Raw genomic sequence first — 26,406 nt, 5'->3', positions numbered from 1 at the left:
CTCCTTATGCTGCGCTGATCTTGCAAAGAGACACTTTGGACTCTTGCATCTGCGTGACTGAATCGTAGCCGTAGGTCATCGCGGTGTTCGCCGCTTCACCCAGAACATAGGGATCAGCACCTTCGGGATACTTATCCCTCAGATCCACGCCCTCCATGTGCCCGGCAAAGTGGAATGGCATGAAGGCCACGCCTTCACCCACTCGGTTGGTGACCATGGCCATGACTTTGACCTTGGCGCCTTCCGCCCCTTCGACCCAGACCTGCGCGCCATCCCTCACACCAAGGTTATTGGCATCGCGTGGATTGATTTCGACGAACATGTCCTGCTGCAGCTCTGCTAACCAGGGGTTTGAACGGGTTTCTTCGCCACCACCCTCGTATTCGACCAAGCGACCGGATGTGAGGATGATTGGATAGTCCTGCGAGAAATCGTTCTTCTGGATAGATGCATAGAGCGTTGGCAGGCGGTAGGCCTGACGGTCCTCGTAGGTCGGATAATCCGCCACCAGATCGCGACGCGGCGTATAAAGCGGCTCGCGGTGGATCGGCACCGGATCAGGGAAGGTCCAAACAACGGTACGGGCTTTGGCGTTACCAAATGGCGCGCACTCATGTTTAATCGCAACCCGCTGGATGCCCCCCGACAGGTCGGTTTTCCAGTTGGTCTTCGGACCTGCAACCGCATCAATGGCCGCGCGTTCCTCATCCGTTAGATCACCATCCCAGCCAAGGTCCATCAGCATCTGCATGGTAAACTCAGGGTATCCATCCTGAATTTCCGACCCCGCAGAGTAGACCCCTTCGGCCAGCAAATTGTCACCATCACGTTCCACACCGAAACGGGCGCGGAAGGTCAAGCCACCTTTGGATACGGGTTTGGACATGTCATAAAGGTTCGGCGTGCCGGGATGCCCCATCTCCGCCGTCCCCCAGCATGGCCACGGCATACCGTAATAATCGCCATCTGCAGGCCCACCAATGGCCTGAAGCGTCGTGCGATCAAAGGTGTGTTGGTTCGCCATGTGCAGTTTGATCCGCTCAGGTGACTGTCCGGTGTAACCCACCGTCCACATGCCTGCATTGATCTCATGCGTGATGCTTTCGACATTTGGGGTTTCCGCGTCTTCCATCTCGATATTACGGAAGAACCGGTCAGCCCAGCCAAACTTGTTGGCGAACTTGGCCATGATCACCTCGTCAGGGAGGCTCTCAAACAGCGGCTCGACAACTCGGTCACGCCATTGCAGCGACCGGTTAGAGGCGGTAACAGAACCACGCGTCTCAAACTGCGTACAGGCTGGCAACAGGTAAACCCCATCAGTGCGGTCATGCATCACAGCTGAAGCCGTTGGATAAGGGTCAACCACGACCAGCATATCCAGCTTTTCCATCGCCGTTTTCATTTCCTTGCCGCGGGTTTGCGAGTTGGGTGCATGGCCCCACAGAACCATGGCACGCACCTTATTAGGTTGCTCCATGTTCTCGGCATCTTCCAGCACGCCATCGATCCAACGGCTGACAGGAATACCCTTGAGATTCTGCAAGGAGGCGTCTTTGCCTTCTTTATCTTTGATGCTGTCGAATTGTCCCGCCAGCCATTCTGGATCTTCACCCCAAACTCGCGCCCAATGGCCCCAAGCGCCAGCAGACAGACCATAGTAGCCCGGCAAAGTATGGCTCAGAACGCCAAGGTCCGTTGCACCCTGCACGTTGTCGTGGCCGCGGAAGATGTTTGTACCACCACCCGAGGTGCCCATGTTGCCCAGCGCAAGCTGCAGCACGCAGTAAGCACGCGTGTTGTTGTTGCCGTTGGTGTGCTGTGTGCCGCCCATGCACCAGATCACGGTGCCGGGGCGATTGTTGGCCATTGTCCGCGCAACACGCTCAAGCTGCGGGCCCGGTGTGCCGGTGACACGCTCAACCTCTTCTGGGTTCCATTGTGCAACTTCTTCGCGGATCTGGTCCATGCCCCAGACACGGGTGCGAATGAACTCTTTATCTTCCCATCCGTTTTCAAAGATGTGCCACAGGATGCCCCAGATTAGTGCCACGTCTGTACCGGGACGGAAGCGAACATATTCATCCGCGTGGGCCGCCGTGCGGGTAAAGCGTGGATCACAAACAATCAGTGGCGCGTTGTTTTGCTCCTTCGCACGCAACACATGCAGCAGCGACACAGGATGCGCCTCGGCCGGGTTGCCGCCAATGATAAAGATCGCGCGGCTTTTGTGAATGTCATTGTAAGAGTTGGTCATGGCGCCGTAGCCCCATGTGTTTGCAACACCTGCAACGGTGGTTGAGTGGCAAATCCGCGCTTGGTGGTCAACGTTGTTGGTCCCCCAATAAGCGGCGAATTTACGGAACAGATAGGCCTGTTCATTGTTATGCTTGGCAGAGCCCAGCCAATAGACGGAATCTGGTCCACTTTCTTTGCGGATTTTCATCATGCCGTCGCCGATCTCGTTGATCGCCTGTTCCCAGCTGATGCGTTTCCACTCTCCGCCTTCTTTTTTCATCGGATATTTCAGGCGGCGCTCACCGTGGGCGTGTTCGCGAACCGACGCGCCTTTAGCACAATGCGAGCCCAAATTGAAAGGGCTATCCCAGCCGGGTTCTTGCCCAACCCAGACGCCATTGCTGACTTCGGCCACAACAGTACAGCCGACCGAACAGTGTGTGCAGACAGATTTCACGGTTTCAACCGCCTGTGTCGCGGCGGTTTGCGCATTTGCACGTGTCACAGACCCGCCCGTTGCGCCAATTGCAGCAAGGCCACCAATGGCCAGGCCAGAGCCACGCAAAAACGCGCGGCGGTCAACGGAGGATTCCGCGACCTCAGACAGGATACTTGTCCGCCGGGGGCCTCTCGCAACCCCATTGGTCTTTTTCCTAAGCATTTTCTCTCTCCTCCCTTAGCGCCCCTTGTCGGGGTGGCTGGGTACTAAGTTTATCCGCTGATCAGTCGGGCCAATCGCAACCAGTCGTCAGCAGGGATGACCTCGTCCGGCTTTAAAACCGGGCGCTGTCGAAATAGGCGCGCGTGTGCACGGTATCCTGCATCTTGTCTGATGACAGGTCGGGCTCTGCAGCCTTTGCAGTCGTGCCACTAGTCGCAACCGCAGCCGCAACTGCAGCGGGTGCACCGGCACCAGCCAGTTTGAGGAAATCACGCCGGCTGGCTGTGGTTTCCGTTTGCTTAGTCATTTACTTTCCTCCTTCTCTTCTTTGTTGCATCGAGGCTCCCCGACATCGCATTGGTTAATTGTTTATTCCGCGCTCATTCGGAATCCTTCGGCTTCGATCTCCATGAACACCCGGCCAACAGCACCGACCGAGGCATAGAGAACGGAATTTTTAGCTGCTTCTAAATCTGCGAAGAAATGCCCGGCCCAGGGGCTGATGTGTTTGGCGAAAAACGCTTTTTGATCCGCCAACGTAGCCGCTCGGCCATAGCGCCCGGTGATCAATCCCGCCATCATCTCCATCAAAGAGGCGACGTTATCTTCGGGTTCATAAACGTTTGCAGCGCGCGTCATACCGCGCGCCGCCATGTCACGCCGCAGCGCCGCAAGTGGTTTTTCGTTCAAAAAGCCCGTCATGTAGTAGCTTGCATAGGGCAGTAACTCACCACGACCCATGCCAATGAAAAGCGCATTGAACTCTCTCTCGACCGCCCGTGGCTTGCTGTGTTTTGCGATCCGCGCCAAGGCGCCAATTGCTGTCCCCAGTGCACTTTTATCTCCGGTCAGATTAGCAGTTTGCTGTAGCAGGTTTTGGTCAGCTGGACGGGCTAATATTAGCCCCAGAAAATCATAGAGGTCGGCGCGCAGACGATCTTCGGTTGCGATCTGTGTGGCTTCCCCGGTCTTGGACATCGTCACCTCTTGTGTGTTCATGCTCTGGCTCCGAAGTCATCCCCAAAGACAAATTGCATGCGGCGTTTCGGCATCGAAGGGGTGGAATCTTCTTCAACTACGTCAGGCTTGCTGTTCTCATAGGTTGAGGCGATTTCATCGGGCTCTGAAGCGGAGTTTTCGACAACCGCAGAATCGGCGGGAATGGTTCCCCCCTCGTGCTCTTTTTCTTCCTCAGTGATCGCAAGATTTTCTTCGGGCGTAGCTTCCTCCGACGCCTCTCGTGCCATTTCCTCGACATGGGTCATCATACCCTTACCGACCTGATAGGCAGTTTGCAGGTTTTCGATCACTGTAGCGCTATCAGTGAAATCTTCACCGTAATCAATCAAACCATCCAAGTTGGCCAAGGCAGGGTTTGTTAGCCATAGTCTGCGTAAAGCGCGCCGACGGATCCGGTCAGGCACAGCTTTGGTCATGAAGGCGCGAAAATCATCTCCAAGTTCCAAACTATCCGGATCAGGCAAATTTAGCTCGGTCAGGATGTCTTCATCTGATTTTTCAGCTTGTATTGCTGCGCTAATCTCCTCACCGCGCAATTCTTCTGCACGGGCATAAGCTTCTTGCTCACTAAGCACCCCAGCCTTGCGTCGACTCCAGAAATCTTGTTGTTTGCTCATTGCAACCGCTCCTTTCTGGCCAATGCAGGTGCGCGGTAGACATCCACCACCTGAGGAATGCGGGCATCACCGATGCCATTCTCGACCCGATCAACATTCAGGCGGTCCCGGCGGCGCTTAACGAAAACTTCGTCTTCGTGATGGGCTTCGGCAAAAGCCTGAATCCAAGACACTAGTCCCGCAGGCATCGGAATTTTTTCGACGATATCTTCACCGTTGTCAGCATAGTCTTGGGCTTCGTAAGGAGAGGCGGTGACCAACGCTACGGACAAGGGGTGTTGTTCATCCTCCTCAGGTCGCATCACGGCAAAGACCGAAGGCACCTGTGCTGACAGGCCATGAAGATAGGCTTCGGTATCGGAGCCGTGCAATTCGAGTAAGACCGTGGCGACATGATATTCAACCACATCGCCTTCTTGGCGTAGCACACGCCAATTGGCCGGTTCAGCACCAGGCAATACGGCCACAGCTTTCCATGTCCAATTCGCCCAGCGCGTCACCCCCGGCGTACGCCGCACCACGATCCCCAGTGGAATTTCGTCATACTTTTCGGGATTGCGGATCATCGTCTATCCATTCCCCCTTTGGTCCCACTCAAAGATTGGTCCAGTTTATTAACCGCACAAAGTAGAATTTACATGCCATCGCACACAAATGAATTTCGCGGACAATTTGGGTAGTCCCCACAAGCACAGCAGGGGCATCTGGACAAAATGACCAAACCACCTGAACTGCTGCATCGAAGGCGAAGCCTCAAAAGCACTGGAAAATAGAATCACTCAGGATTTGCTCACCAATCCATAGTGTCGATTTTCAGGACAGAATTCGTATTTACGATCTACTCAATTCATGCCTAAGCTGAGGGTGAAATTCCGCACAAGCGGGTAAATCCGATCCAAATGAAAAGCCAGATATCATGCCTAAGCAATTGATTTTATGCAACTGTTCCGGCAGTCAACTAATAGACCTAAACGCCCTTGAAACGGCAACAGGTATGACCTGTTCCAAGGTACATTCTGATCTTTGCACCACGCAAACCAACGTTACTGCAGAAGCGATTGCATCCGGTGATGCAATTATTTGTTGCCAGCAGGAGGCGCGAATTTTCGACGAAATCGCCGGTGAGCTAGACCAAGAATGCCCCCCATTGGTAGACCTGAGGGATCGGGCAGGATGGTCGGATGATCCAAGGTCGAAACTACCCAAAATGGCCGCGCTTTTGGCCGAAGCCACGCTCGACATTCCTGCAGAAAAGACGATCGACGTGGTGTCTGAAGGGCTCTGTCTGATCATTGGCGCGGCTGACATCGCTCTGCCGGCGGCCGAAAAGCTGTCGTCGTTCTTGAGTGTGACGGCTATGCTATCCGATCAATCTGAGCCCCCCGACGCGCGCGACTACGACGTCATTCGCGGGCAGATCAAACACGCCCAAGGCGCACTTGGGCAATTCGAAGTGACCATTGACGCACTACAACAAGTTCAGCCGGGTGGGCGCGGCCCACTGCAATGGACAGGTCCGCGTGATGGTGGGCAAAGCGAATGCGACATGATCCTCGATCTGAGTGGAGGCACACCGCTGTTCCCAGCACCAGAGAAACGCGAAGGATACCTGCGTGCAGATCCGGGCAGCATCAACGCTGTAGCCGATGCTGTATTGGAAGCATCACAACTGATCGGAACCTTCGAAAAACCGTTATATGTCACGCTTGAACCACTCATTTGCGCGCATTCACGCGCCGAACAGATCGGCTGCTCGAATTGTCTGAACATATGCCCAACCGGGGCAATCTCACCTGCTGGCGATCATGTCAGTATTGACCCGATGATCTGCGCGGGTTGTGGATCTTGTGCAGCGCGCTGTCCATCAGGTGCCATCACCTACGACGCCCCACCACCCGATGCTCTGTTCCGTCGTATCCATACGCTGGCCTCAGCCTATCGCAAAGCGGGGGGTGATACCCCAAGATTGCTGGTCCACGACGCCAATTTTGGTCGTGAGTTGATACACCTCGCCGCCCGGCATAGCCGTGGCTTACCCGCTGATGTCATCCCGTTGGAGGCCTCGGCGCTGGCTGGTTTTGGCCACACAGAGGTGCTTTCAGCTCTGGCTTCTGGGTTTGTGGAGGTATCTATATTGCTATCTCCAACCGTAGAACGCGAAGCTCTAGAAAAAGAAATCCCGTTAGCGCGAGCAATCGCTGGCGAAGATAGAGTGACGGTACTGGACGGTACTGACCCCGATACTTTGTGCGATATTCTATACAATCCGTTTGACCAGTCAGAGCCCTGCCCTGAGCCAATTTTACCACTAGGTAATCGTCGTCAGATTACTAGGTTAAGCGCAAAAGCGCTTCACCCGTCATTGGATCAAATAGATCTTCCAGATGACGCACCCTATGGGGCCGTTTTGGTGGACACCGATGCCTGCACATTGTGCCTGAGCTGCGTTTCGCTTTGCCCTTCCGGGGCACTGGTCGACAATCCAGACCTGCCACAGTTGCGATTTCAGGAAGATGCCTGCCTGCAATGTGGGCTCTGTTCAAACATCTGCCCGGAAGACGCGATTTCGTATGAGCCCCGACTGAACTTAACTGATGAGGCCCTCTCGCAAGTCGTCCTGAATGAGGAAGAACCTTTTGCCTGTGTCGAATGTGGTACCTTGTTCGGGGTCAAATCAACGATTGAAAAGATCACCGAGAAATTGGCGGGCAATCATGCGATGTTCAGCAATCCAGATGCATTGCGGATGATCCAAATGTGCGATGACTGCCGTGTCCGCGCTCAGTTCAAAGCGCCGGACAATCCTTTTGCAGCGGGGGAACGGCCCCGCGTGCGCATGACAGAAGATTACTTCAGCAAGCGCCGCGATCACTGATGTTTCAAAGGGGCACCAAGATCGGCTGGCGGCACGGCCGAAACATAGGCCAAAATCGCCTCGAACTCTGCAATGGTCAGTTCAAGTGGTATAATAGGCGATGGCCGGTCTATCGGAAATGGATCGGTCACATCGGCGATCTGGGTAAAGGCCGGATGCGGGTTCAGAAGATAGAAGCTCTGAAATCGCAAGTCCCAATCTTGCATCGCGCGCAACACCGCAAAGGACGGGGTCGAGCCCAAGGCACTGAACCTGGTCGCCTCGTTCACCGTATGACACCGGCCGCAATGCAGCACCGAAAGTTGCGCGCCGGTCGCTGCATCGCCTTCAAAACTGACCTCAACCACCGCAGCCTGTTCCTGACTGGGCAAGCTAAAGAGGTTTTCCCCATCGACAGCAAAAGCCGTGATGGTGCGCTGCCCTACGTCAGAAATCAGCCAGTCGGAAAATTGCACAACTCCGTCGTGGTCGCTTGTCAGAGTTTGCATTTTCCAAAGACCAGATGGGCCGGAGAACACAGCACGTCCCTCTTCGTCTTGCGCAAAACTTGCATCCGCACTTTCGCCTTCGGCAACAGCCTCGATACGCGTGCCCGTTTTCAAGGAGAACCGTGGCAAAAGGTGCTTGAGGAAGCCGGTTTTAACCAGAGCTTCCGGGGCCGAAAGGCGAAACCCTTCTGCCGCATGTACCGCATGCAGCGGGGCGATGGCGAGGGCCGTCAGAGCGACAAAAACCAATTTCAAAGGATGCAGGCGCATAGCCAAGGGTAGGAAAACCAATCGCCTTGCGTCAATATCAGAACAATAGGGAGATAAAACATGAGCGACGATTTCAATATGTCGATGCGCAAATTCCTCAAACAGGTCGGGGTCACATCGCAGGAAGCGATTGAGGATGGGCTGCGCAAGGCGGGTGCAAGTGCCGGTCAAGAGTTTGAAGCGAAGGTGGTCCTGACCATTGACGGGCTGGATGTCGAGCACACAGTCACAGGCAAAATCAAGGGCGAGGCATAAGCGTGACCATAACGCGAGAGGCGGTTCTTGCCGCACTGAAAGACATTAAAGACCCGGTTTCAGGCAATGACATCGTGTCTGCCGGCGTCAGCCGCGCCCTGAATGTTGAAGGTGGCACAGTCCGATTTGTGCTTGAAATAGATCCCGCCAAAGCCGAGACCTATGGCCCGGTGCGAGATGCGGCAGAGGCCGCGGTCAAGGCACTTGGTGCAAGTGAAGTTTCTGCTGTGCTAACCGCACATTCCGCCAAGGCTCCACCGCCGGATCTGAAACCTCAACAACGCGCGGCCCAGCAAGGGCCTGAGCGTGTGCCGGGTGTAAACCGCATCATCGCGATTGCGTCAGGCAAGGGCGGCGTCGGAAAATCCACCGTGTCCTCCAATCTCGCCTGTGCCCTTGCTGCCGAGGGCCGACGCGTCGGCCTGCTAGACGCTGACGTCTACGGCCCCAGCCAGCCCCGCATGCTTGGCGTCTCAGGCCGTCCGGCCAGCCCGGATGGCAAAACCATTCTGCCGCTGCGCAACCACGGTGTAACGATGATGTCTATTGGCTTGATGACCAACGAAGGGCAGGCCGTCGTCTGGCGCGGGCCGATGTTGATGGGCGCTCTGCAACAGATGCTGATGCAAGTACAGTGGGGTGCTTTGGATTGCCTGTTGGTTGATCTGCCCCCGGGTACTGGAGATGTACAAATGACCTTGGCGCAAAAGGCCGTTGTGGATGGGGCTATCGTTGTTTCAACACCTCAAGATGTGGCGCTATTGGATGCACGCAAAGGCATCGACATGTTTAATCAGTTGAACGTGCCGGTACTGGGCATGATCGAAAACATGTCGACGCATATCTGCTCTCAATGCGGTCATGAGGAACATGTATTCGGCCACGGTGGTGTGAAGGTAGAGGCGGAAAAGCTTGGCGTGCCCCTACTCGCCGAAGTGCCCTTGCATCTCGATATCCGGCTGGCGGCCGATGGTGGTGCCCCTATCGTTGTCTCGAAACCTGAAAGCGTGCAGGCACAGGCCTTCCGCGATATTGCCAAGCAATTGGTGGTGAAAGGGATGGCATGAGTACGCCAAACTTCCCTCCCCTAATGTCCGGCCTCGCGGTCGAGAGCGGAATTGAGCCGTTCGAGAAAGCCTGCGCGATGGCCGCTTTGGGCTGTGATGCCGGGCTGATCGTGCATCATGTTGCGGCCAACCGTCTGGCCGCCGCTCTGGTCATGGCCCCCGAGGTGCCGTTGGAGCAGGCGATGGCAATGCTACCTGGTTGCGGCGTCGGGTTTCAAAACGCGCTTGGCGCAATCGCCCCGCCCGAGGTAGCCGTTCACTTGGAATGGGACGGCGGGCTACGCATCAACGGTGCCTCTTGCGGGAAGTTACGTGTCGCAGCAGGTGGGGATGATCCCGCTCAGGAACCCGGCTGGCTTGTCGTCGGATTGGAACTGCCTCTGTTGCAAACCGGCGACCGCCCCGGCGACACGCCAGGCCAGACAGCACTTTATAATGAAGGGTGCGCCGACGTTGACCCGACAAATCTGCTCGAAAGCTGGGCCCGTCATACTCTGAATTGGATCACCCGGTGGGAGGACGAAGGCAATCGTGGGCTGCACGCAGAATGGCGCGGATTGGCGCAAGGCATCGGCGAACCGATACAACACGGCGGCATGTCTGGTACTTTTATGGGGGTCGATGAAAACTTCGGCATGCTCATACGCGCAGACGACACGACCCACCTCATTCCCCTCAGCACTGTTTTGGAGCACAGCAGATGAAACTGGCCCGCGCGATCCATTTCGATGAAAGCGATATGAATGTTTATGCCAGTCCAGCCCGGACAGGCGAATGGTGCATCTCGGGCGGATTCGAGTTTTCAAACTGGGGTGAGGCTGACCTGACCGGAAAACCACGCCAGGCTTTCGCCAATGGCTGGCTGGGTTTGGAAACCTTTGGACGGGTCACCTTTGTCGCTATCACTCAGATTGAGCAGTCCGAACAGGAGGCTCTGATCAGCATGCTGGCTCAACACTTTGTTGATCTCTACGGCGCGCCAGATCTGGCAACTGCTTTGCCCGTAGCGCAATCAGAAATCGATCATATGGCCGACCTTTGTGAAGATCACCGGCCCAACACGCTCTTAACAGTCGCCCGCGAGCTAACTGAGGCCGGTGTCAAAGAGAGCTTTCGTGTCATTGAACCGCAGGACGCCGGATTGGATCAGTTTGCCATTCACGGATCGCTGGACGAGTAAAAGAGTATTTTAGATCAATTCGGAAGATCGCAGTTCAGCATGACATCTAGCACCTGCCTTTTGAATTCATTTTGACTGACAGGCACGCCAAAAGTCGCCGTGCGCTTCAAAACAGTATCAATACCCGCATTCACTTCAGCCATGCAGCGCCGCGTATCGATATGTGGTCCATCCTCATCCTCCCGAAGCTCAATGTATTCATTCGGCGTAAGCTTCAGGCACTCCTGAAATGCCCGCCGAGCCTGATACGCACGCACGAACTGAAAGGTGTATTCTGAGACTTTCTGAGTTTTTCCATACTCAACGCTTAAAGCCTGTAAACTTAGAACAAGCGCTGCATCCGCAGCCATAACAGTCGCAAAGGCAATATCGCGATAGTGCTTCGGAGACCGTGGCCAAGGTTTTGAGGTGTCCCATCCAATTGAAGCATCACTCGCATGTTCCAGTTCCCAACGCAAAATATCGTATTGGTTTTCGGGTAGCGGATTGTTCGCAACAGCTTGCCATTCTAATGCACATTCTGCGTGCGCGGCGGAAACGATTTGTTGCCACTCCATACGTTCAGTGATCATCTCAGCGCTTGTTGTAGTTGCACAAAACCATGTCGCCCCAGCGATGATCAATTTAGCTTTCAATTCAGAATCCCTCTTTCATCTGATCTCAAAATACCTGCGGAGAGTTGCGCAGAGATGGAGGCGATGCCCCCTATTCTGCATTGAAAGTAAACAACTGCTCCCCTTCGAGCCGATAACCGTCGATCAATTCTTTTGCCCGATCTGACGTCAACCATGTCTCAACCTGCGCGGCTAGTTCAGCCTTCACATGCCCGTGCTTCTCTGCACTCACAGGCAGGTAGGCGTATTGGTTGAACAGGACGGGATCTCCCGCAAACAAGAGTTCCAGGTCGCCCTTATTGCCAAAGTTCAACCAACTGGCACGATCCGACAAGATATAGGCATTCAGCCCAGATGCCGTGTTCAGCGCTGCCCCCATCCCCGCGCCCACGGCCTTGTACCAAGCGCCCTCGGCGGTAACACCTGCAGCCTGCCAGAGGCTCAGCTCTTTCTTGTGGGTGCCACTATCATCACCACGGCTGACAAAACCGGCCTGGATCGTTGCAATTTTCTGCAGGGCTTCTGCAGCAGTCTGCACACTACCGATCCGCGCAGGGTCATCCGCCGGGCCAATGATCACGAAATCATTATACATGATCTCGGTCCGATGCGGTGCATTGCCGTCTTTCACAAACTGCTCCTCTGCAGCCTTGGCATGCACCAATATCGCATCCACATCCCCTGCAGCGCCTAGGCGCAGGGCTTGCCCGGTGCCCACAACCAAAAGCTGGACCTCAATGCCTGTGTCCTTGGCAATCTCCGGCAAGAGAACCTCGGCCAAACCCGAGTTATGAAACGAGGTGGTCACCGCCAGCTTCATGTCTTCTGCCCATGCGGCGGTTCCTAGACTGATCGCCAAAATCGTGCCGGTTATCCATCTCAACATCGCATTCTTCCCCTATTCCACGATATCGCCATTCAAAAACGCCCGCGCCTGCGGGGTGGCAGCCTTGCTGAAAAACACTTCCGCCGGGCTGAATTCATGCACCTTCCCATGCAGCATGAAAATCACCTCATTGGCCAGCCGTCGCGCCTGCCCCATGTCATGGGTCGACATAATGATACGCGTGCCATCCTGTGCCACCGCCTGTAAAATATCTTCGATTTCTCGGATCGCGCGCCCGTCTAAAGAAGCACAGGGCTCGTCCAGAAACAGCAGCTCCGGCTGGCGGATCAGTGCGCGGGCCAGCGCCAGTTTCTGCCGCTCCCCACCAGACAGCACCGTTGCTTGCCGCTCTGCCGCATCGCCCAACCCAATCCGAGTGGCCCACTGTGCGGCCTGATCACGGGCCTCGGCTCTGGGGACTTTCAGAAGGCGCAACGGATAAGTCAGATTCTCCAAAACCGTGCGCCGCAACATCACCGGCGTCTGAAACACGAAGCCCTGACAATGTTGCGCCTCTTCGCGTGGGCATGACCATGTGACACTGCCTTCGCGCAACCGGACAATACCATGGAGCATTTTCAACAGGCTGGTCTTACCAGAACCATTGGGGCCAATCACGATGCTGACGCCCTCGCCCTGCAACTCCAGATCCACTGGTCCGACCAGGGTCTTGCCTCGTTTGCGCACTTCTGCGCCTTGGACCTTCACCGGAAACATGCTGCTCACCACCGGCCCTCCGTCTCTGTCCGGCTCAGCCAGTGAATCATCAGGTTCACAGCAATCGCCAGAGCAATCAGGATAAAGCCCAGCGCCAGTGCCAACGCGAAATCACCTTTACCGGTTTCAAGTGCAATCGCCGTGGTCAGCACTCGCGTGGCATGATCGATGTTACCGCCCACAATCATGATCGCACCCACCTCGCCAATGCCACGCCCAAAACCGGCAAGCGCCGCTGTCAGCAAAGCGCGCCGTGCATCCCACAGCAGCGTCGCAATGCGCTGGAGTTGCGTGGTGTTCAGAGAGATCAACAGATCATGATATTCCGCCCAAAGTTCACGTAAGGATTGATGCGCAATCGACGCAATCAGCGGCACGATGATGATCACCTGCGCGATAATCATCGCTGTGGGGGTGAACAACAACCCAAAGACCCCAAACGGCCCTGCACGCGACAAGAAGACATAGACCACCAGCCCAACAACCACCGGCGGCAGGCCCATCAAAGCGTTGAGCACGGCAATTGTCGCCCGCCGATAGCGAAACCGGCGCACCGCGAGCAAGGCCGCAAGAGGCAAGGCAATCAAACAAGCGATCAACAGAGCGGTAAACGTCACCTGCAAGGAGCGCAACGTGATCTCATATAAATCCGCATCAAACGTGATCAGCAGCCAAACAGCTTGCGTTATTCCCTGCCAAAGTTCGGACATATCTGTCTGGTGCCATCCCTATCCCACCTGTGTGTCAGGTGGTTTCAATCGTTGTCCAGAATTATCGAGTAAGCCCACATAAGAACAGCATAAAAGCGAAGCATTTGCGGCAAGACTGATACAGAGCAACAAAGGTAGTCATAATGTCCGGCCAGCGCATCCGCCGTTGTGCGCAAAACGACAAAATGGCGCTCAGGGCGCAGGTACATCCCGCAACACCGCACCCGGGTTCATGATCCCTTTGGGATCAAGCGCCGACTTGATGGTGCGCATGGCCTGCAACTTCACCGGATCTTCATATCGCTCCAGATCTGGAACCTTTAACCGCCCAATTCCATGTTCTGCACTGACTGACCCTTGCATTTCATGAACCAGATCATGCACTGCGCGTTGCACATGATCCCGTACACCCCGATAGGCCTCTCGGCTTTCCCCCTTTGGTGGGAACACGTTGAAATGCAGATTCCCATCCCCCAGATGACCAAAGCAATTGATCCGAAAAGTCCCAATTTCTGCCAATCTTTGCTTGGCTGTTAAAATGAAATCTGGGATGGCACCCATCGGTACAGAAATGTCATGTGAACTGATGGAACCGATCCGTTTGTTGCCCTCTGGAATATTCTCTCGCAGATCCCAAAACACCTGCCGTTGCGCTTCAGACTGCGCAATCACTCCATCGCTCACCAAACCCTGCTCCATGGCTTGCACGAAAAGTTTTTCCAATGCCTGAGCCGGATCTAGCCCCTGCGCCAACCCAAGGTCGATTAGCACAAACCACTCTGGCATCACCTCAAACGGCTGACGTTGTTCGGGCATGGTTTGTGCCAGAAACTCCAACCCTGTACGAGCCATCAATTCAAAGCCACTGATTCCCTCGCCCACATGCGCCTGCGCCATTGCCAGCAGTTTCAAAGCAGCTGCCGGATCCGGCACCACCATCAGTGCTGTGCCCTCATGTGCCGGACGCGGGTTCAGCTTCAGTGTGGCGGCCGTAATCACCCCTAACGTACCTTCAGCCCCAATCAACAAGTTGCGCAAATCATAACCCATGTTGTCTTTGCGCAGTCGCTTAAGCCCGTGCCAAATCTGCCCGTCGGGCAAGACCGCTTCTAACCCCAGGCACAGATCCCGCGCATTGCCATAGCGCAGCACATTCACACCGCCCGCATTGGTCGATAGCAGTCCGCCCAATCTGGCAGACCCTTTGGCCGCAATCGACAGGGGGAACAGCCGGTCAACGCTTCGAGACGCTTCATGCAGATCCGACAATATCACGCCAGCCTCTGCCACTATGGTGTTCTCATCTGGATAGGTCGCGCGGATCTTGTTCATCCGCTCCAGGCTCAACAAGACCGGAGCAGGCCCATCCGGCATGACTTGTCCGCCGACCAATCCTGTACCTCCACTGTAGGGCATAACCGGCACCTGCGCGCCGAAGGCACAGCGCACCACAGTCGCCACATCCTCAACCCGATCAGGAGCCACCACGATCCCGGCTTTGCCAAACCACCGCCCCCGGGGCTCTTCCAGATATCGTGGCTCGACCGGACGAAAGGCACTCGAAGGCAGGACATTCTGCAAAGCCTCGACAAACTGTTCATCGGCTGAGTTGACTGTCATGACTTTTCCGCCCCGATTGGTTCAATTTCATCTGACCAAAAAAATCTTAGGGGAGTCGCGCAGCGACTGAGGCAGCGCTCCTACCCGGCTTCGGTCCGACCCCGCCGATCCCCCCGCAGAGACGCATACAAAACATGTGTGCGCCAGCGGCCATTGATCTGCAGGTAGCTTTGCGCAACGCCTTCGTATTTAAAACCGGTTTTTTCCAATAATCCACGCGAGGCCGCATTTTCCGGCAGGCAAGCCGCTTCGATCCGGCTCAGGTCCAACCGTTCAAATGCATGATGGACAACCGCCTCAATCGCTTCGCGCATGTAACCCTGACGCGCAAAAGGCTGTCCCGTCCAATAACCCAGCGTGCCCGCTTGCGCAGGCCCCCGCCGAATATTGTCCAGAGTAATCGCCCCCAGCAGGGTCTCATCCTCGCGCCGGATCAGGAACAGCGGCACCGCCGTGCCATTGGAAATTGATTTCTGTGCCCAGTAGACACGATTGGTAAAACCACGACGCGCCAGATGATCAGTCGACCATTGCGGCTCCCACGGCGTCAGGTAGTCCGCGCTGTCTTCGCGCAGGCGCGACCAAGTTTGAAAATCCTGCATCACCGGCGCACGCAAGGTCAGACGTTCAGTCTCGATCCTGACTTTGCGGCGCGGCATAAACATCAGGCAGCACGCCTTTCCTGCAGTGCCTCCAGCGTAGGTGCGGCCTCTACCGGACCATAAAGCGCCAGAGCCGCCTTTGCTTGCACCGCCAAGTCAGCAGCCAAATCACGCACATCGTTCAAACAAACGGCGTCAATCTGCTCTACCACTTCGGTCAACTCAGGCACACGGCCCCAGATCTGCAACATACGTGCCAGACGTTCGGCTCGATTCGACGGGCTTTCAAGCCCCATCAACAACCCCGCTTTCATCTGCGCTCGGGCGCGTTCCACCTCGGCTGCATTCATATCGTCGGCGGCGCGTTTCATTTCATCAACCGTGATCTGAGCCAATCCAGCCATCTGATCGCCAGAGGTGCCCGCATAAATCGTCATCATCCCGGTATCGGCATAGGCCCCGGCCTGCGCATAAATCGTGTAGCACAGCCCACGCTTTTCGCGCACTTCTTGAAACAGGCGTGACGACATGGACCCACCCAGTGCAGAGGCATAAATTTGCGCGGCATGAATACGCTGATCCATGTAATTCGGACCTTCAAAGGCCATGGCGAAATGCGCCTGTTCCAAAGCCTTGACCGTGCGACTCTCACCGCCAAAGAATTTCGCCGTCGGCGGAACCACCACGGGCGACGACTGCATATCGCCAAACAATTTCTCAACCGTGGTAACCAGTGCATCGTGATCAACGGCACCCGCAGCTGACAAGATCATCTGTCCCGGTTGATATTGCTGCGCCACAAAACGTTGCAAATCTTCACGATTGAACGCACGCACGCGCTCTTCGGCCCCAAGAATGGTACGTCCCAACGGATGATCCGGATAGGCTTTTTCCTGCAACCAATCGAATATAATGTCATCCGGTGTATCCAGCGCTTGACCGATTTCCTGCAGGATCACCCCACGCTCAATTTCGATCTCTTCCGGATCAAACACCGGATTGCGCAGAATGTCTGCCACGACATCCAAGGCCAAAGGCACATCATTTTCGAGAACGCGAACGTAATAGGCCGTCACTTCGCGCGAGGTATAGGCGTTGATGTATCCACCGACGTCCTCAATTGCCTCAGCGATCTGCAAAGCCGTGCGTGTTTTCGTGCCCTTGAAAGCCATGTGCTCCAGAAAGTGGGCAATGCCGTTTTGCGCGGCATCCTCGTGCCGCGCACCCGCTAGAACCCAGACGCCGATGGCTGCAGATTGCAGCCCCGGCATATGTTCTGAGACGACCCGAAACCCGTTCGGCAATGTTGTCAGGTTAACCGTCAATTTCCGGTGCGCTCCTTGATCAGCGTTTCAATCTCACCAAGGTCGTTATCAACCCGGGTGATCCGTTCTGAACGCTCATACAGGTCCGACATGCGGTCGGGCAAGGGGGGATGTATGCCGCTGGCCTCTTCCACCGCGGCCGGGAACTTGGCCGGGTGCGCTGTGGCAAGGGTGATCATCGGCACATCGGCGTTACGTTGCTCATCAGCAACCTTCACACCAATGGCTCCATGTGGGCACAAAAGCTCAGCGCTTTGTTGCGTGACACGGCCAATGGTGGCGCGAGTCTCATCCTCGGAACAATTGCCACTATCGTAGTTTTCACGCAACGCCTGCAACGCGCCTTGGCTGACGTTGAAGCCGCCTGCTTTCAACTCATCCATCAACTGGGCCACAGCAGCGCCGTCACGATCATAGGCCTCGAATAAAGCACGCTCAAAGTTGGAGCTGACTTGAATGTCCATTGATGGGCTGATCGATGGAATCACACCATCAGGCATATAGCCTTCGCCGCTTAGGCAGCGGTGCAGGATATCGTTTTGGTTGGTCGCAACTACCAGCCGGTCAATCGGCAACCCCATACGTTTGGCGATGTAGCCTGCAAAGATGTCACCAAAGTTGCCCGTCGGGACGGTGAAGCTCACTTTACGATGCGGCGCGCCAAGGCTGACAGCTGAGGTGAAGTAGTAAACCACTTGCGCCAGAACCCGCGCCCAGTTGATCGAATTGACACCTGCCAACCCAACCGTATCGCGGAACGCAAAGTCATTGAACATGTCTTTGACTCGTGCCTGACAATCGTCAAAGTGACCAGTCAACGCCAATGCGTGCACATTATCCTCGGACGGGGTGCTCATCTGGCGACGTTGAACCTCGGAGACGCGGCCATGAGGGTAGAGAATAAAAACATCAACCGCGTCCAGTCCGCGGAAGGCCTCAATCGCTGCCGATCCTGTGTCGCCACTGGTCGCCCCCACGATGCAGACCCGATTGCCAGAGCGTTTGAGCGAAAACTCAAACAGCTGGCCGATCAATTGCATCGCGAAATCTTTGAACGCCAGCGTTGGACCGTGGAACAGTTCCAACAGGAAGTGCCCGCTATCAAGTTGCTTCAGTGGCGCGCGTGCAGCGTGGCCAAACCCCTCGTAAGCGCGGGCGATGATGCCGCGAAACTCATCATCGGTGAAAGCTTCACCCACGTAGGGTCGCATGATACGAAAGGCGACTACCTCGTAGCTTTGCCCGGCCAGTGCTGCAATCTCGTCATGGCTCAGCTGTGGGATGCTTTGTGGCAAATAGAGCCCGCCATCACGGGCCAAGCCACTCAGCATCGCCTCTTCAAAGCTCAGTTCTGGGGCCTGACCCCGGGTCGAGATATATTTCATGTCTCAGTGCCTTCAGGTTTATGGCGCATGCGCCAGAAAAAATAGCCAGTCATCACCAGCCAGATTGCCGATAGCGAAAACCAAGTGATCGCATACTCCAAGTGATCGTTGGGAATGCCAACCGTGTCGACGGGCAACGGCGTCAAGTTTGCGACAGTTTGCGACGTTTTTCGCACAACAAGCAGAATCGGCTCAGTTTGCAGTGTCTCCGCCATTTTTAATACGTCCCGCGCGAACCAGATATTGTCCGCGACATCCGCCTCGGGTGTGTAGCTGTCTATCTCTTGCGGCCAGTGCAAATTCCCTGTCAGCGTCACTTCTGGCTGCGCTCTTGCTGTGTGTTTTTCATCAAGTGGGATTGTCCCCATGTCCACCAAGATCCTACGACCTTCGGTCTCAAACGGTTGAATGACACGATAGACAGCGCCGCGCTTTTTCGACGACACCAGCACATGCACCTCGGGCATCCCGAGTGTGCCACTGGCAATTACAGGTAGGTATTTATCAGAGTCTGGGTTAGGGCTTTCAGGAAGTGCGACCGGCTCAGCTGTAATTCGGCTTTCAATACCTGTCAGGATCTCCTCTTTCCACGCCAGACGCTGCATCTGCCACGTGCCAAGACTGATCAGCACCGCGGCGCCTATCAGGCCAAAAAGCAAAGGAATTAGGATACGGTGCACGGAGAGGCTCCTGTAAAGCAAAAGCGCGCGAAAATCGCGCGCTTTGTGTTTTAAGCTTTACGACGGGTTATTCAACCCGATTAGCCGCCCCAGATATAAACAGCCGCAAACAGGAACAGCCAGACAACATCAACAAAGTGCCAGTACCAAGCTGCCGCCTCAAAACCCACGTGGTTGGTTGGGGTGAAGTGACCGCGCTGAACCCGCAGTAGGCAGATCAACAGGAAGATGGTCCCGATGATGACGTGGAAGCCGTGGAAACCTGTCGCCATGAAGAAGGTCGCGCCATAGATGTTGCCCGAAAAGCCAAAGGCCGCATGGCTGTATTCATAGGCTTGGAAGACTGTGAAGATCGCGCCCAGAGCAACAGCGAGGATCAGACCCCACTTCATGTCTTCGCGGTTATCTTCGTGAACCAGTGCGTGGTGCGCCCATGTCGCAGCACAACCCGAGCACAGCAGGATCAGCGTGTTGATCAGTGGCAAGTGCCATGGGTCAAAGGTTTCAATCCCAACCGGAGGCCAAACGCCATCTTTGATCGGGCTGTCGGGGCCCATAGGGTACATGGCATTTTTGAAGAAAGCCCAGAACCACGCGGCAAAGAACATCACTTCGGACATGATGAACATGATCACGCCATAACGCAGGCCAATCAGAACAACCGGAGTGTGGTCACCCACTTGGTTTTCCTTAATGGTTTCAGCCCACCAGCCGAACATTACATACAGAACGGCGACAAAGCCGATCAGGAACATCCAAGGGTTTGCACCACCTGTTGACGGCGCACCCTCTGGCAGTTTCAGCCATTGGAACAGCAATACCGCGCCAAACAGCATGACAAAGCCACCAACCGCGCCCAATAGGGGCCAGATCGAAGGGGCTAGAATGTGATAATCGTGGTTCTTTTCATGTGCCATGTAGCATATCCCTCGTCGAAGGCTCTGTTAGTTCAGATTCTTATTGGTTTCACTGTCCTGCGCAAGGGCCGCCTGGGCCTCGGGCAGATCGATTTCGTAAAACGTATATCCCAAAGTGATCGTATGGACGTATTTTGCGTCTCTGTCAGTCACAATTTCAGGGTCTACGTAAAAAGTCACGGGCATCTCGACCCGTTCACCGGGTTGCAACACCTGTTCGGTAAAGCAAAAGCAGTCGATCTTGGTGAAAAATCCACCTGCCTCGTAAGGCGCAACGTTATAACTGGCTTGTCCGGCGACAGGGCGATCGGTTGGGTTGTAGGCCTCGTAAAACGCAAGACCAGTTGCGCCGATCTTAAGCTCAATCTCACGATCCAGTGGTTTGAATTCCCACGGCATGTCGCGGTCTTTTGAGGCATCGAATCGGACCGTGATGGTTTGATCAAGAACTTGATCTGATCCGCTGTCCGCCACGCTGGTAACACCACCAAAACCGGTCACCCGGCAGAACCAGTCATAAAACGGCACCGATGCCCAAGCGAGGCCACCCATCAGCACCACCACACCGACAAGACGCACAACCGTTTTATTTTTGTTGTCCGTCGCCATCAGTTTGCAACCTCATTGGTCGGAACAGCAAAGCGTTCATCGCTGACTTTGGCGATTGTCATGCCGAAGACAAGGGTCACAAAGGCGGCCAACACCAAGCCTAAACCCAAGTTGCGACCAAAACGGCGTTTGTGCAGTTCATGCTCGTCAGGGAATGACATCACCAGCCCCCCAATCCGTAACCGGCCATAACTGATTGCAACAAGATCGCGGTGAAATGCCCAAAGAGATAGAACAGCGACAGGGCAAAGACCTTTTTCTCGGTCTTGTAATTGTCGGCTTCTGCCTGCTCCTCGGTCCGGCGCCAGATATCAAATGCGCCTTTCAGGAACATCGCATTCAACACAACGGCCACAGCCAAGTAAATTGGGCCACCGATGCTGGTGAATGCTGTGCCGATAGCCAGTGGGGCCAACAGAAGCGTATAAACGAGAATGTGCTTGCGGGTTGAGCGACGGCCATGTGTGACCGTCAGCATTGGCACGCCGGCCTCTTTGTAATCCGACTTCATGAACAGCGCGAGCGCCCAGAAATGCGGCGGCGTCCACATGAAGATCAAGGCAAACATCAGCACCGATTCAACGCTGATCCCGCCAGTTGCCACTGCCCAGCCTATCATCGGAGGGAACGCTCCAGCCGCTCCACCGATCACGATGTTCTGCGGTGTCCAACGTTTGAGCCACATCGTATAGACGACAACATAAAAGAAGATTGTAAACGCCAACAGGCCTGCAGCCACTAAATTACTTGCCAACGCCAACATGACGACCGCCATAACCGACAGAGTCATGCCAAAACCAAAAGCCTCGCCTTCGGAAATGCGACCCGCCGGAATAGGGCGGCCTTGCGTGCGCTTCATAATCCGGTCGATGTCCGCATCCCACCACATATTCAGCGCGCCAGAGGCTCCGCCCCCTACAGCAATGAACAAAATCGCTGCAAACCCAATAATCGGATGCACAGGAACCGGCGCGGCCAGAAGGCCAACCAACGCTGTAAATACAACCAACGACATCACCCGCGGTTTCAGCAGGGCAAAATAATCACCAAAACCGGCATCGCCGGTTTGTGTCTGGCTGGCATTAAGGCTCGCGTCGCTCATGGTTCCGTCCGGTTATTCAAAACCCCGAGACGATCTCAGGGCTTTGTTTCAATCATCAGTTCAGCGCAGCAATGTCGACATATTCATCGGCCGACTTCACAGCTTCAAGCCATGCCGCGTATGCTTCTTCGCTGACAACTTTGACAGTAATTGGCATATAGGCGTGGTCTTTGCCGCACAGCTCTGAACATTGGCCGAAGTACACACCTTCTTTTTCAGCTTTGAACCAAAGCTGCGCCAAGCGGCCAGGCACCGCGTCCTGCTTTACGCCAAATGCCGGGATGGTCCAGCTGTGAATCACGTCGTCAGCTGTGACGGTCATTACAACTACCTTGTTGATTGGCACGATCACAGCTGTATCTGTGGCCAACAGGTAATCGCTGTCTTCGTAGCCATGCTCTTCCAACGCGCTACGGCCCAACAGGAAGCTGTCGAACTCAATCTCTTGATCCGGGTATTCGTAAGTCCAGTACCACTGGTGGCCAATGACCTTGATGTTCACTTCACCTTCTGGAATTTCCTGTTGTTTGAACAACACAGGCAGCGAGAACGAACCGATCACGATCAGAATGAGAACAGGAATCAAGGTCCATGCCACCTCAATCGGCGAGTTGTGTGTGAACTTCGCCGGATTTGGGTTGGCCTTGCGGTTATAGCGGACGATACAAATTGCCAGCAAAGCACACACAAACAGAACGACAATGGTGATGATGATCAACACCAAATTATCTAGCCACTGAATGTCGCGCGCCAGTTCAGTCGCGGCTGGCTGGAACGCAATGCCGCCGTCTTTTGGCTTACCGAGAACCTCAAGGCTCTCCTGAGCAAAGGCGGGGATGGCTGTCAGTGTGGCCGGGATGGCCAGAAGGCTGGAAAGTCGTCGCATTTTATACCCTGATCGGTTGAAGCGGTTCGTGGCTCTTTTTACACTCTGGATTCGCAGATTTGCGGATTCCTATTGGTTTACCGACGCTAAAAACCATATTCTGCGTCAGCAGACAAGAAAGACCACTGCGGCAAACGGACACTTTTTTTGATTTAGGTCAATTTTTTGACCTCGAATCGCGACAATTATGAATTGGACCCCTTGAAAAATGACTGAGAACTCCTTTCGCCCATTCGAAACCGCTTTGGACCGCGACCAAGCATTAAAGCACCTTCGGGGCGCCACACGCGGGGCAGATGATGGTGAACTCTTCCTTGAACGCCGCCGCGCCGAGGCGTTGGTGTTCGAAGATGGGCGTGTCAAAAATGCCTCATATGATGCCTCCGAAGGGTTCGGGCTGCGCGCCGTGCAAGGTGAAGTAACGGGCTATGCGCATTCGTCCGATGTCAGCGAAGACGCGATAAAGCGTGCAGTTTCCACTGTGCGTCTGGCCGTTGGTTCAGATAGCAGCGTCTTGGCCCCCCCTCCTGCCCCAACAAATCGCAGGCTGTATACCGATGCCGATCCGATCTCTGGCATCGAATTTCCCGTGAAACTCGAGACTTTGCGTCAAATTGATGCCTATGCCCGCGATCTTGATCCACGCGTTGTTCAGGTCTCGGCGACCATTGCTGCCTCCCATCAGGAAGTCGTGATTCTACGCCCCGATGGATCCGAGCTGCACGATATCCGACCGATGACCCGCGTCAATGTCAGTGTGATTGTTGAGGAGAACGGCCTGCGTGAATCGGGGAGCGCTGGTGGCGGAGGACGCGTCGGGTTGGATGGGTTACTGGATCCATCTGATTGGCAACGGAAAGCGGACGAAGCCTTGCGCTTGGCCTTGGTGAACCTAAATGCCGAACCTGCCCCGGCCGGCGTGATGGATGTCGTGCTTGGCCCGGGATGGCCCGGTATTTTACTTCACGAGGCCATCGGCCATGGACTCGAAGGAGACTTTAATCGCAAGGGCAGTTCGGCCTTTGCAGGATTGATGGGCAAACGCATCGCCGCCCCTGGAGTGACCGTTCTGGATGACGGCACCATCCCGGATCGTCGCGGTTCAATCACCATTGATGATGAAGGCACGCCGTCAGGAAAGAATACCCTGATTGAAGACGGCATTCTGGTCGGCTTTATGCAAGACCGGCAAAATGCCCGCCTGATGGGCGTCAAGCCAACCGGCAATGGCCGCCGCGAAAGCTATGCTCATGCGCCCATGCCACGCATGACTAATACTTATATGCTGGGTGGTGACACCGCGCCCGAGGATATTGTGGCCGATCTAAAAGACGGCATCTACGCCGTCGGTTTTGGTGGTGGTCAGGTTGATATCACCAACGGCAAGTTCGTCTTTTCCTGCACCGAGGCGTATCGTGTGAAAAACGGCAAGGTCGGTGCACCGGTTAAAGGTGCAACACTGATCGGGGACGGGGCAACATCACTCAACCAAATTCGTGCATTGGGCAATGATATGGCTCTTGATCCGGGTATGGGCAATTGCGGCAAGCAAGGCCAGTGGGTGCCAGTTGGTGTGGGGCAGCCCACAGTCATGATTGGTGGGCTAACCGTCGGGGGATCTGCGGCTTGAGCTCAGACAAGGATGGGCTTTCTCCAGAGGCGTTGCGCCAGTTTGGTACATCAGTGGACTTTGGACAGACAGCCCACGACTACGCCAATCACCGCGCGGGATTTCCACTAGAGTTTTTCGATCTTCTCGCACAACGTCGTTATGCCTGTTCAGGTCAAACTGCGCTCGATTTGGGATGCGGCACTGGCACGGTCGCACGTGGCCTTGCTCACCATGGTCTGCAAGTCACCGGGATCGATCCTGCCTCTGACCTGCTTGGACAGGCTCGTGTTCTCGACAAAGCCGCAGGCGTTGAAGTACAATATCGGACCGGCACAGCCGAGGACACGGGGAGCGCCGACCAAAGCGTAGATTTGGTGACGACCGGTCAGTGCTGGCACTGGTTCGATCGGCCGCGCGCAGCCGCCGAAGTGAAACGAGTTTTGCGCCCCGGAGGTCGGCTTGTCATCGCGCATTTTGATTGGCTGCCCCTGCCCGGCAATGTGGTTGAAAAAACTGAAGAGCTGATACTAAAGCACAATCCATTGTGGGCTGGCGCAAATGGTACTGGACTCTACCCCGCATGGCTCACAGATCTGGCCAATGCCGGGTTTGACCAGTTGGAAACAGCATCTTTTGATCTGTCTCAACCCTACGGCCACATCGGTTGGCGCGGTCGCATTCGGGCTAGCGCGGGTGTGGCGGCGTCATTGAGTGATGAGCAGACAAAGGCCTTCGATCAAGAGCTTTTCAACATGCTGACCCGCGATTTCCCCAAAGAGCCTTTGGCTGTCCCGCATCGGATTTGGATCGCAACCGGCGTTCGACCGCAAGGCAAGTCCAGTTCGTAAATTATTTCAAATTCCTGATTTGTTTTACCGTTCATTAACCAAGTCTGTCTTAACTCTCTCTGCAAGCAGACGGAGTCATGATGCCCGAGGATATTCAACCTTCCACTCTACTCTCACACCCACCCACCTCGGAAGATGATCGGGTATTGTGGCTTCGCCTGCTGCGTTCACGTCGGGTGGGTCCATCGACCTTTTATCGCCTGATCGACGAATACGGCAGCGTTCGCTCTGCATTTGAAGCGTTGCCAGAGGTCGCTCGCAAAGCCGGGGTTGAGAAATATAACCCCTGTTCAGAAGAAGCCGCTATGCAAGAGTGGACCGCCGCACATTCACATGGCGCAAGAATGACTTGCATAACGGACGCGGAATACCCCGAAGATCTGAAGCAGATCTCGGATGCGCCTCCATTTCTATGGTCAATGGGGAAACTCTCCACGCTGAATCTGCCGATAATCGCGCTGGTCGGGGCGCGGAATGCGTCATCCCTGGGCCTGCGCATGGCGCGCGCGTTGGCAGCCGATTTGGCGGCACAGGGATTTATCATCGTGTCTGGACTGGCGCGCGGCATAGACACAGCGGCACATACCGCCAGTCTTGCGACAGGAACCATCGCGATTCAGGCCGGTGGTGTGGACATCATGTATCCGGCTGAGAACACCCATCTGGCTGAAAAAATCGCTGAAACAGGTCTGCGCCTGTCCGAACAACCGATGGGCCTGCAACCGCAGGCGCGCCACTTTCCCCGTCGCAATAGACTGATCAGCGGTATCGCCCGCGCCGTCGTAGTCATTGAAGCGGCAGCAAAGTCTGGCTCTCTCCTGACAGCCCGCAATGCGCTGGATCAGGGGCGAGAGGTTCTTGCCGTCCCCGGACACCCATTTGATGCACGCGCATCTGGCTGCAACATGCTGTTACGGGACGGAGCGCGTTTGGTGCGCAACGCTGAAGATGTGATTGAAGCCTTACCACCCAAGCCCACTACGCCAACGCAAAACGATCTGCCGTTGGAAACGCCTGCGACACCAAAACGCAGCTTGCAAGATACGGCACAGCTGCACAGCCAGATCCTGAACCGGCTTGGACCATCCCCACTGGCCGAGGATCAACTTATCCGTGATCTGGCCACGCCTGCCGCCACCGTTAGCCCGGTTTTAACAGATCTGGAATTGGATGGAAAAGTCACCCGGCACCCCGGTGGCCTCTTGTCATTGACCGTCTGAAT

The 26,406-nt window shown here is 55.4% G+C and carries 28 protein-coding genes; 8 read left to right on the top strand and 20 right to left on the bottom strand.

The genetic code is table 11. The features are described from left to right. Positions 1–4 precede the first annotated feature (4 nt). From ROA7450_RS03425 to ROA7450_RS03405, 5 genes are all read right to left on the bottom strand, one after another. Positions 5–2,899, bottom strand: a complete 2,895-nt coding sequence (locus tag ROA7450_RS03425; protein ID WP_085804273.1) for a formate dehydrogenase subunit alpha — start codon at positions 2,897–2,899, stop codon at positions 5–7. 112 nt (positions 2,900–3,011) lie between these two features. Next, positions 3,012–3,206: a twin-arginine translocation pathway signal protein gene (locus ROA7450_RS03420; RefSeq protein WP_085804272.1), complete on the bottom strand. Its 195-nt coding sequence runs from the start codon at positions 3,204–3,206 to the stop codon at positions 3,012–3,014. Positions 3,207–3,268: 62 nt separating this feature from the next. Continuing rightward, positions 3,269–3,898, bottom strand: coding sequence for a TorD/DmsD family molecular chaperone (locus ROA7450_RS03415; protein ID WP_143534346.1), 630 nt, complete (start codon positions 3,896–3,898; stop codon positions 3,269–3,271). Further along, the gene (locus tag ROA7450_RS03410; RefSeq protein ID WP_085804271.1) at positions 3,895–4,536 is read right to left on the bottom strand and encodes a DUF3306 domain-containing protein; all 642 of its coding nucleotides are present in this window, start codon (positions 4,534–4,536) and stop codon (positions 3,895–3,897) included. The genes ROA7450_RS03415 and ROA7450_RS03410 overlap by 4 nt, the downstream gene beginning before the upstream one ends. Beyond that, a complete protein-coding gene (locus tag ROA7450_RS03405) occupies positions 4,533–5,102 on the bottom strand; it encodes a DUF3305 domain-containing protein (protein WP_085804270.1) in 570 nt (189 codons plus the stop codon). Before ROA7450_RS03405 ends, ROA7450_RS03410 begins: the two co-directional genes overlap by 4 nt. Before the next feature lie 350 nt (positions 5,103–5,452). Between ROA7450_RS03405 and ROA7450_RS03400 the strand changes: the two genes are divergently transcribed. Continuing rightward, positions 5,453–7,411 (top strand): 4Fe-4S binding protein, encoded by a 1,959-nt coding sequence (locus ROA7450_RS03400; RefSeq protein WP_085804269.1) that lies wholly within the window; start codon positions 5,453–5,455, stop codon positions 7,409–7,411. Here ROA7450_RS03400 and ROA7450_RS03395 read toward each other — a convergent pair. After that, entirely contained in the window at positions 7,405–8,169 is a 765-nt protein-coding gene (locus ROA7450_RS03395) for a cytochrome c family protein (RefSeq protein ID WP_085804268.1), read from the bottom strand. The two genes, ROA7450_RS03400 and ROA7450_RS03395, sit on opposite strands and share 7 nt — an antisense overlap. A 60-nt stretch (positions 8,170–8,229) precedes the next feature. On the opposite strand from ROA7450_RS03395, the gene ROA7450_RS03390 reads away from it, so the two are divergent. The 4 genes from ROA7450_RS03390 to ROA7450_RS03375 are packed head-to-tail and all read left to right on the top strand — an operon-like array spanning position 8,230 to position 10,671. Next, a complete protein-coding gene (locus ROA7450_RS03390) occupies positions 8,230–8,424 on the top strand; it encodes a DUF6494 family protein (RefSeq protein ID WP_085804267.1) in 195 nt (64 codons plus the stop codon). A gap of 2 nt (positions 8,425–8,426) precedes the next feature. After that, positions 8,427–9,491 carry an Mrp/NBP35 family ATP-binding protein gene (locus ROA7450_RS03385; protein ID WP_085804266.1) on the top strand — a complete coding sequence of 355 codons (1,065 nt, stop codon included), beginning with the start codon at positions 8,427–8,429 and terminating at the stop codon, positions 9,489–9,491. Next, the gene (locus tag ROA7450_RS03380) at positions 9,488–10,195 is read left to right on the top strand and encodes a biotin/lipoate--protein ligase family protein (protein ID WP_085804265.1); all 708 of its coding nucleotides are present in this window, start codon (positions 9,488–9,490) and stop codon (positions 10,193–10,195) included. The genes ROA7450_RS03385 and ROA7450_RS03380 overlap by 4 nt, the downstream gene beginning before the upstream one ends. After that, complete coding sequence (locus ROA7450_RS03375; RefSeq protein WP_085804264.1) at positions 10,192–10,671, top strand: DUF6505 family protein; 480 nt, start codon at positions 10,192–10,194, stop codon at positions 10,669–10,671. The genes ROA7450_RS03380 and ROA7450_RS03375 overlap by 4 nt, the downstream gene beginning before the upstream one ends. 14 nt (positions 10,672–10,685) lie before the next feature. Here ROA7450_RS03375 and ROA7450_RS03370 read toward each other — a convergent pair whose 3' ends face one another. The 14 genes from ROA7450_RS03370 to coxB all read right to left on the bottom strand — a co-directional run bounded on the left by ROA7450_RS03370 (position 10,686) and on the right by coxB (position 22,724). Beyond that, positions 10,686–11,306, bottom strand: coding sequence for a hypothetical protein (locus ROA7450_RS03370; RefSeq protein ID WP_143534345.1), 621 nt, complete (start codon positions 11,304–11,306; stop codon positions 10,686–10,688). A 70-nt stretch (positions 11,307–11,376) separates the two neighbouring features. Next, the gene (locus ROA7450_RS03365) at positions 11,377–12,171 is read right to left on the bottom strand and encodes an ABC transporter substrate-binding protein (protein WP_085804262.1); all 795 of its coding nucleotides are present in this window, start codon (positions 12,169–12,171) and stop codon (positions 11,377–11,379) included. A gap of 12 nt (positions 12,172–12,183) precedes the next feature. Next, positions 12,184–12,888: an ATP-binding cassette domain-containing protein gene (locus tag ROA7450_RS03360; protein ID WP_085804261.1), complete on the bottom strand. Its 705-nt coding sequence runs from the start codon at positions 12,886–12,888 to the stop codon at positions 12,184–12,186. Between the two features lie 5 nt (positions 12,889–12,893). Then, positions 12,894–13,598 carry an ABC transporter permease gene (locus tag ROA7450_RS03355; RefSeq protein ID WP_085804260.1) on the bottom strand — a complete coding sequence of 235 codons (705 nt, stop codon included), beginning with the start codon at positions 13,596–13,598 and terminating at the stop codon, positions 12,894–12,896. Between the two features lie 192 nt (positions 13,599–13,790). Beyond that, positions 13,791–15,218 carry an FAD-binding oxidoreductase gene (locus ROA7450_RS03350; protein ID WP_085804259.1) on the bottom strand — a complete coding sequence of 476 codons (1,428 nt, stop codon included), beginning with the start codon at positions 15,216–15,218 and terminating at the stop codon, positions 13,791–13,793. A gap of 80 nt (positions 15,219–15,298) precedes the next feature. Then, positions 15,299–15,883 carry a GNAT family N-acetyltransferase gene (locus tag ROA7450_RS03345; protein ID WP_085804258.1) on the bottom strand — a complete coding sequence of 195 codons (585 nt, stop codon included), beginning with the start codon at positions 15,881–15,883 and terminating at the stop codon, positions 15,299–15,301. Beyond that, positions 15,883–17,145: a M16 family metallopeptidase gene (locus ROA7450_RS03340; protein ID WP_085804257.1), complete on the bottom strand. Its 1,263-nt coding sequence runs from the start codon at positions 17,143–17,145 to the stop codon at positions 15,883–15,885. Before ROA7450_RS03340 ends, ROA7450_RS03345 begins: the two co-directional genes overlap by 1 nt. Further along, positions 17,142–18,530 (bottom strand): threonine synthase, encoded by a 1,389-nt coding sequence (gene thrC, locus ROA7450_RS03335; protein WP_085804256.1) that lies wholly within the window; start codon positions 18,528–18,530, stop codon positions 17,142–17,144. Before thrC ends, ROA7450_RS03340 begins: the two co-directional genes overlap by 4 nt. After that, the gene (locus tag ROA7450_RS03330) at positions 18,527–19,210 is read right to left on the bottom strand and encodes an SURF1 family protein (protein WP_085804255.1); all 684 of its coding nucleotides are present in this window, start codon (positions 19,208–19,210) and stop codon (positions 18,527–18,529) included. Before ROA7450_RS03330 ends, thrC begins: the two co-directional genes overlap by 4 nt. Before the next feature lie 80 nt (positions 19,211–19,290). After that, positions 19,291–20,127, bottom strand: a complete 837-nt coding sequence (locus ROA7450_RS03325) for a cytochrome c oxidase subunit 3 (RefSeq protein ID WP_085804254.1) — start codon at positions 20,125–20,127, stop codon at positions 19,291–19,293. A 27-nt stretch (positions 20,128–20,154) separates the two neighbouring features. Beyond that, entirely contained in the window at positions 20,155–20,736 is a 582-nt protein-coding gene (locus tag ROA7450_RS03320; protein WP_085804253.1) for a cytochrome c oxidase assembly protein, read from the bottom strand. Then, a complete protein-coding gene (locus tag ROA7450_RS21125) occupies positions 20,736–20,897 on the bottom strand; it encodes a cytochrome c oxidase system small membrane protein (RefSeq protein ID WP_200812918.1) in 162 nt (53 codons plus the stop codon). The genes ROA7450_RS03320 and ROA7450_RS21125 overlap by 1 nt, the downstream gene beginning before the upstream one ends. After that, the gene (gene cyoE, locus ROA7450_RS03315; RefSeq protein ID WP_085804252.1) at positions 20,897–21,838 is read right to left on the bottom strand and encodes a heme o synthase; all 942 of its coding nucleotides are present in this window, start codon (positions 21,836–21,838) and stop codon (positions 20,897–20,899) included. The genes ROA7450_RS21125 and cyoE overlap by 1 nt, the downstream gene beginning before the upstream one ends. Positions 21,839–21,893: 55 nt before the next feature. Next, positions 21,894–22,724, bottom strand: coding sequence for a cytochrome c oxidase subunit II (gene coxB / locus ROA7450_RS03310; RefSeq protein WP_085804251.1), 831 nt, complete (start codon positions 22,722–22,724; stop codon positions 21,894–21,896). Between the two features lie 208 nt (positions 22,725–22,932). Between coxB and tldD the strand changes: the two genes are divergently transcribed. The 3 genes from tldD (at position 22,933) to dprA (ending at position 26,404) form a co-directional block, all read left to right on the top strand. Continuing rightward, positions 22,933–24,354: a metalloprotease TldD gene (gene tldD, locus ROA7450_RS03305; protein ID WP_085804250.1), complete on the top strand. Its 1,422-nt coding sequence runs from the start codon at positions 22,933–22,935 to the stop codon at positions 24,352–24,354. Then, positions 24,351–25,184, top strand: coding sequence for a class I SAM-dependent methyltransferase (locus tag ROA7450_RS03300; protein ID WP_200812917.1), 834 nt, complete (start codon positions 24,351–24,353; stop codon positions 25,182–25,184). The genes tldD and ROA7450_RS03300 overlap by 4 nt, the downstream gene beginning before the upstream one ends. An 80-nt stretch (positions 25,185–25,264) precedes the next feature. Continuing rightward, positions 25,265–26,404: a DNA-processing protein DprA gene (gene dprA / locus ROA7450_RS03295; RefSeq protein WP_085804627.1), complete on the top strand. Its 1,140-nt coding sequence runs from the start codon at positions 25,265–25,267 to the stop codon at positions 26,402–26,404. The last annotated feature ends 2 nt before the right edge of the window (positions 26,405–26,406 follow it).

This window comes from Roseovarius albus (assembly GCF_900172335.1).
In the GTDB taxonomy this organism is placed as follows: Bacteria; Pseudomonadota; Alphaproteobacteria; order Rhodobacterales; family Rhodobacteraceae; genus Roseovarius; species Roseovarius albus.
Note: the sequence above shows the minus strand (reverse complement) of the source record. Positions and strands in the feature narration are given on the sequence as shown.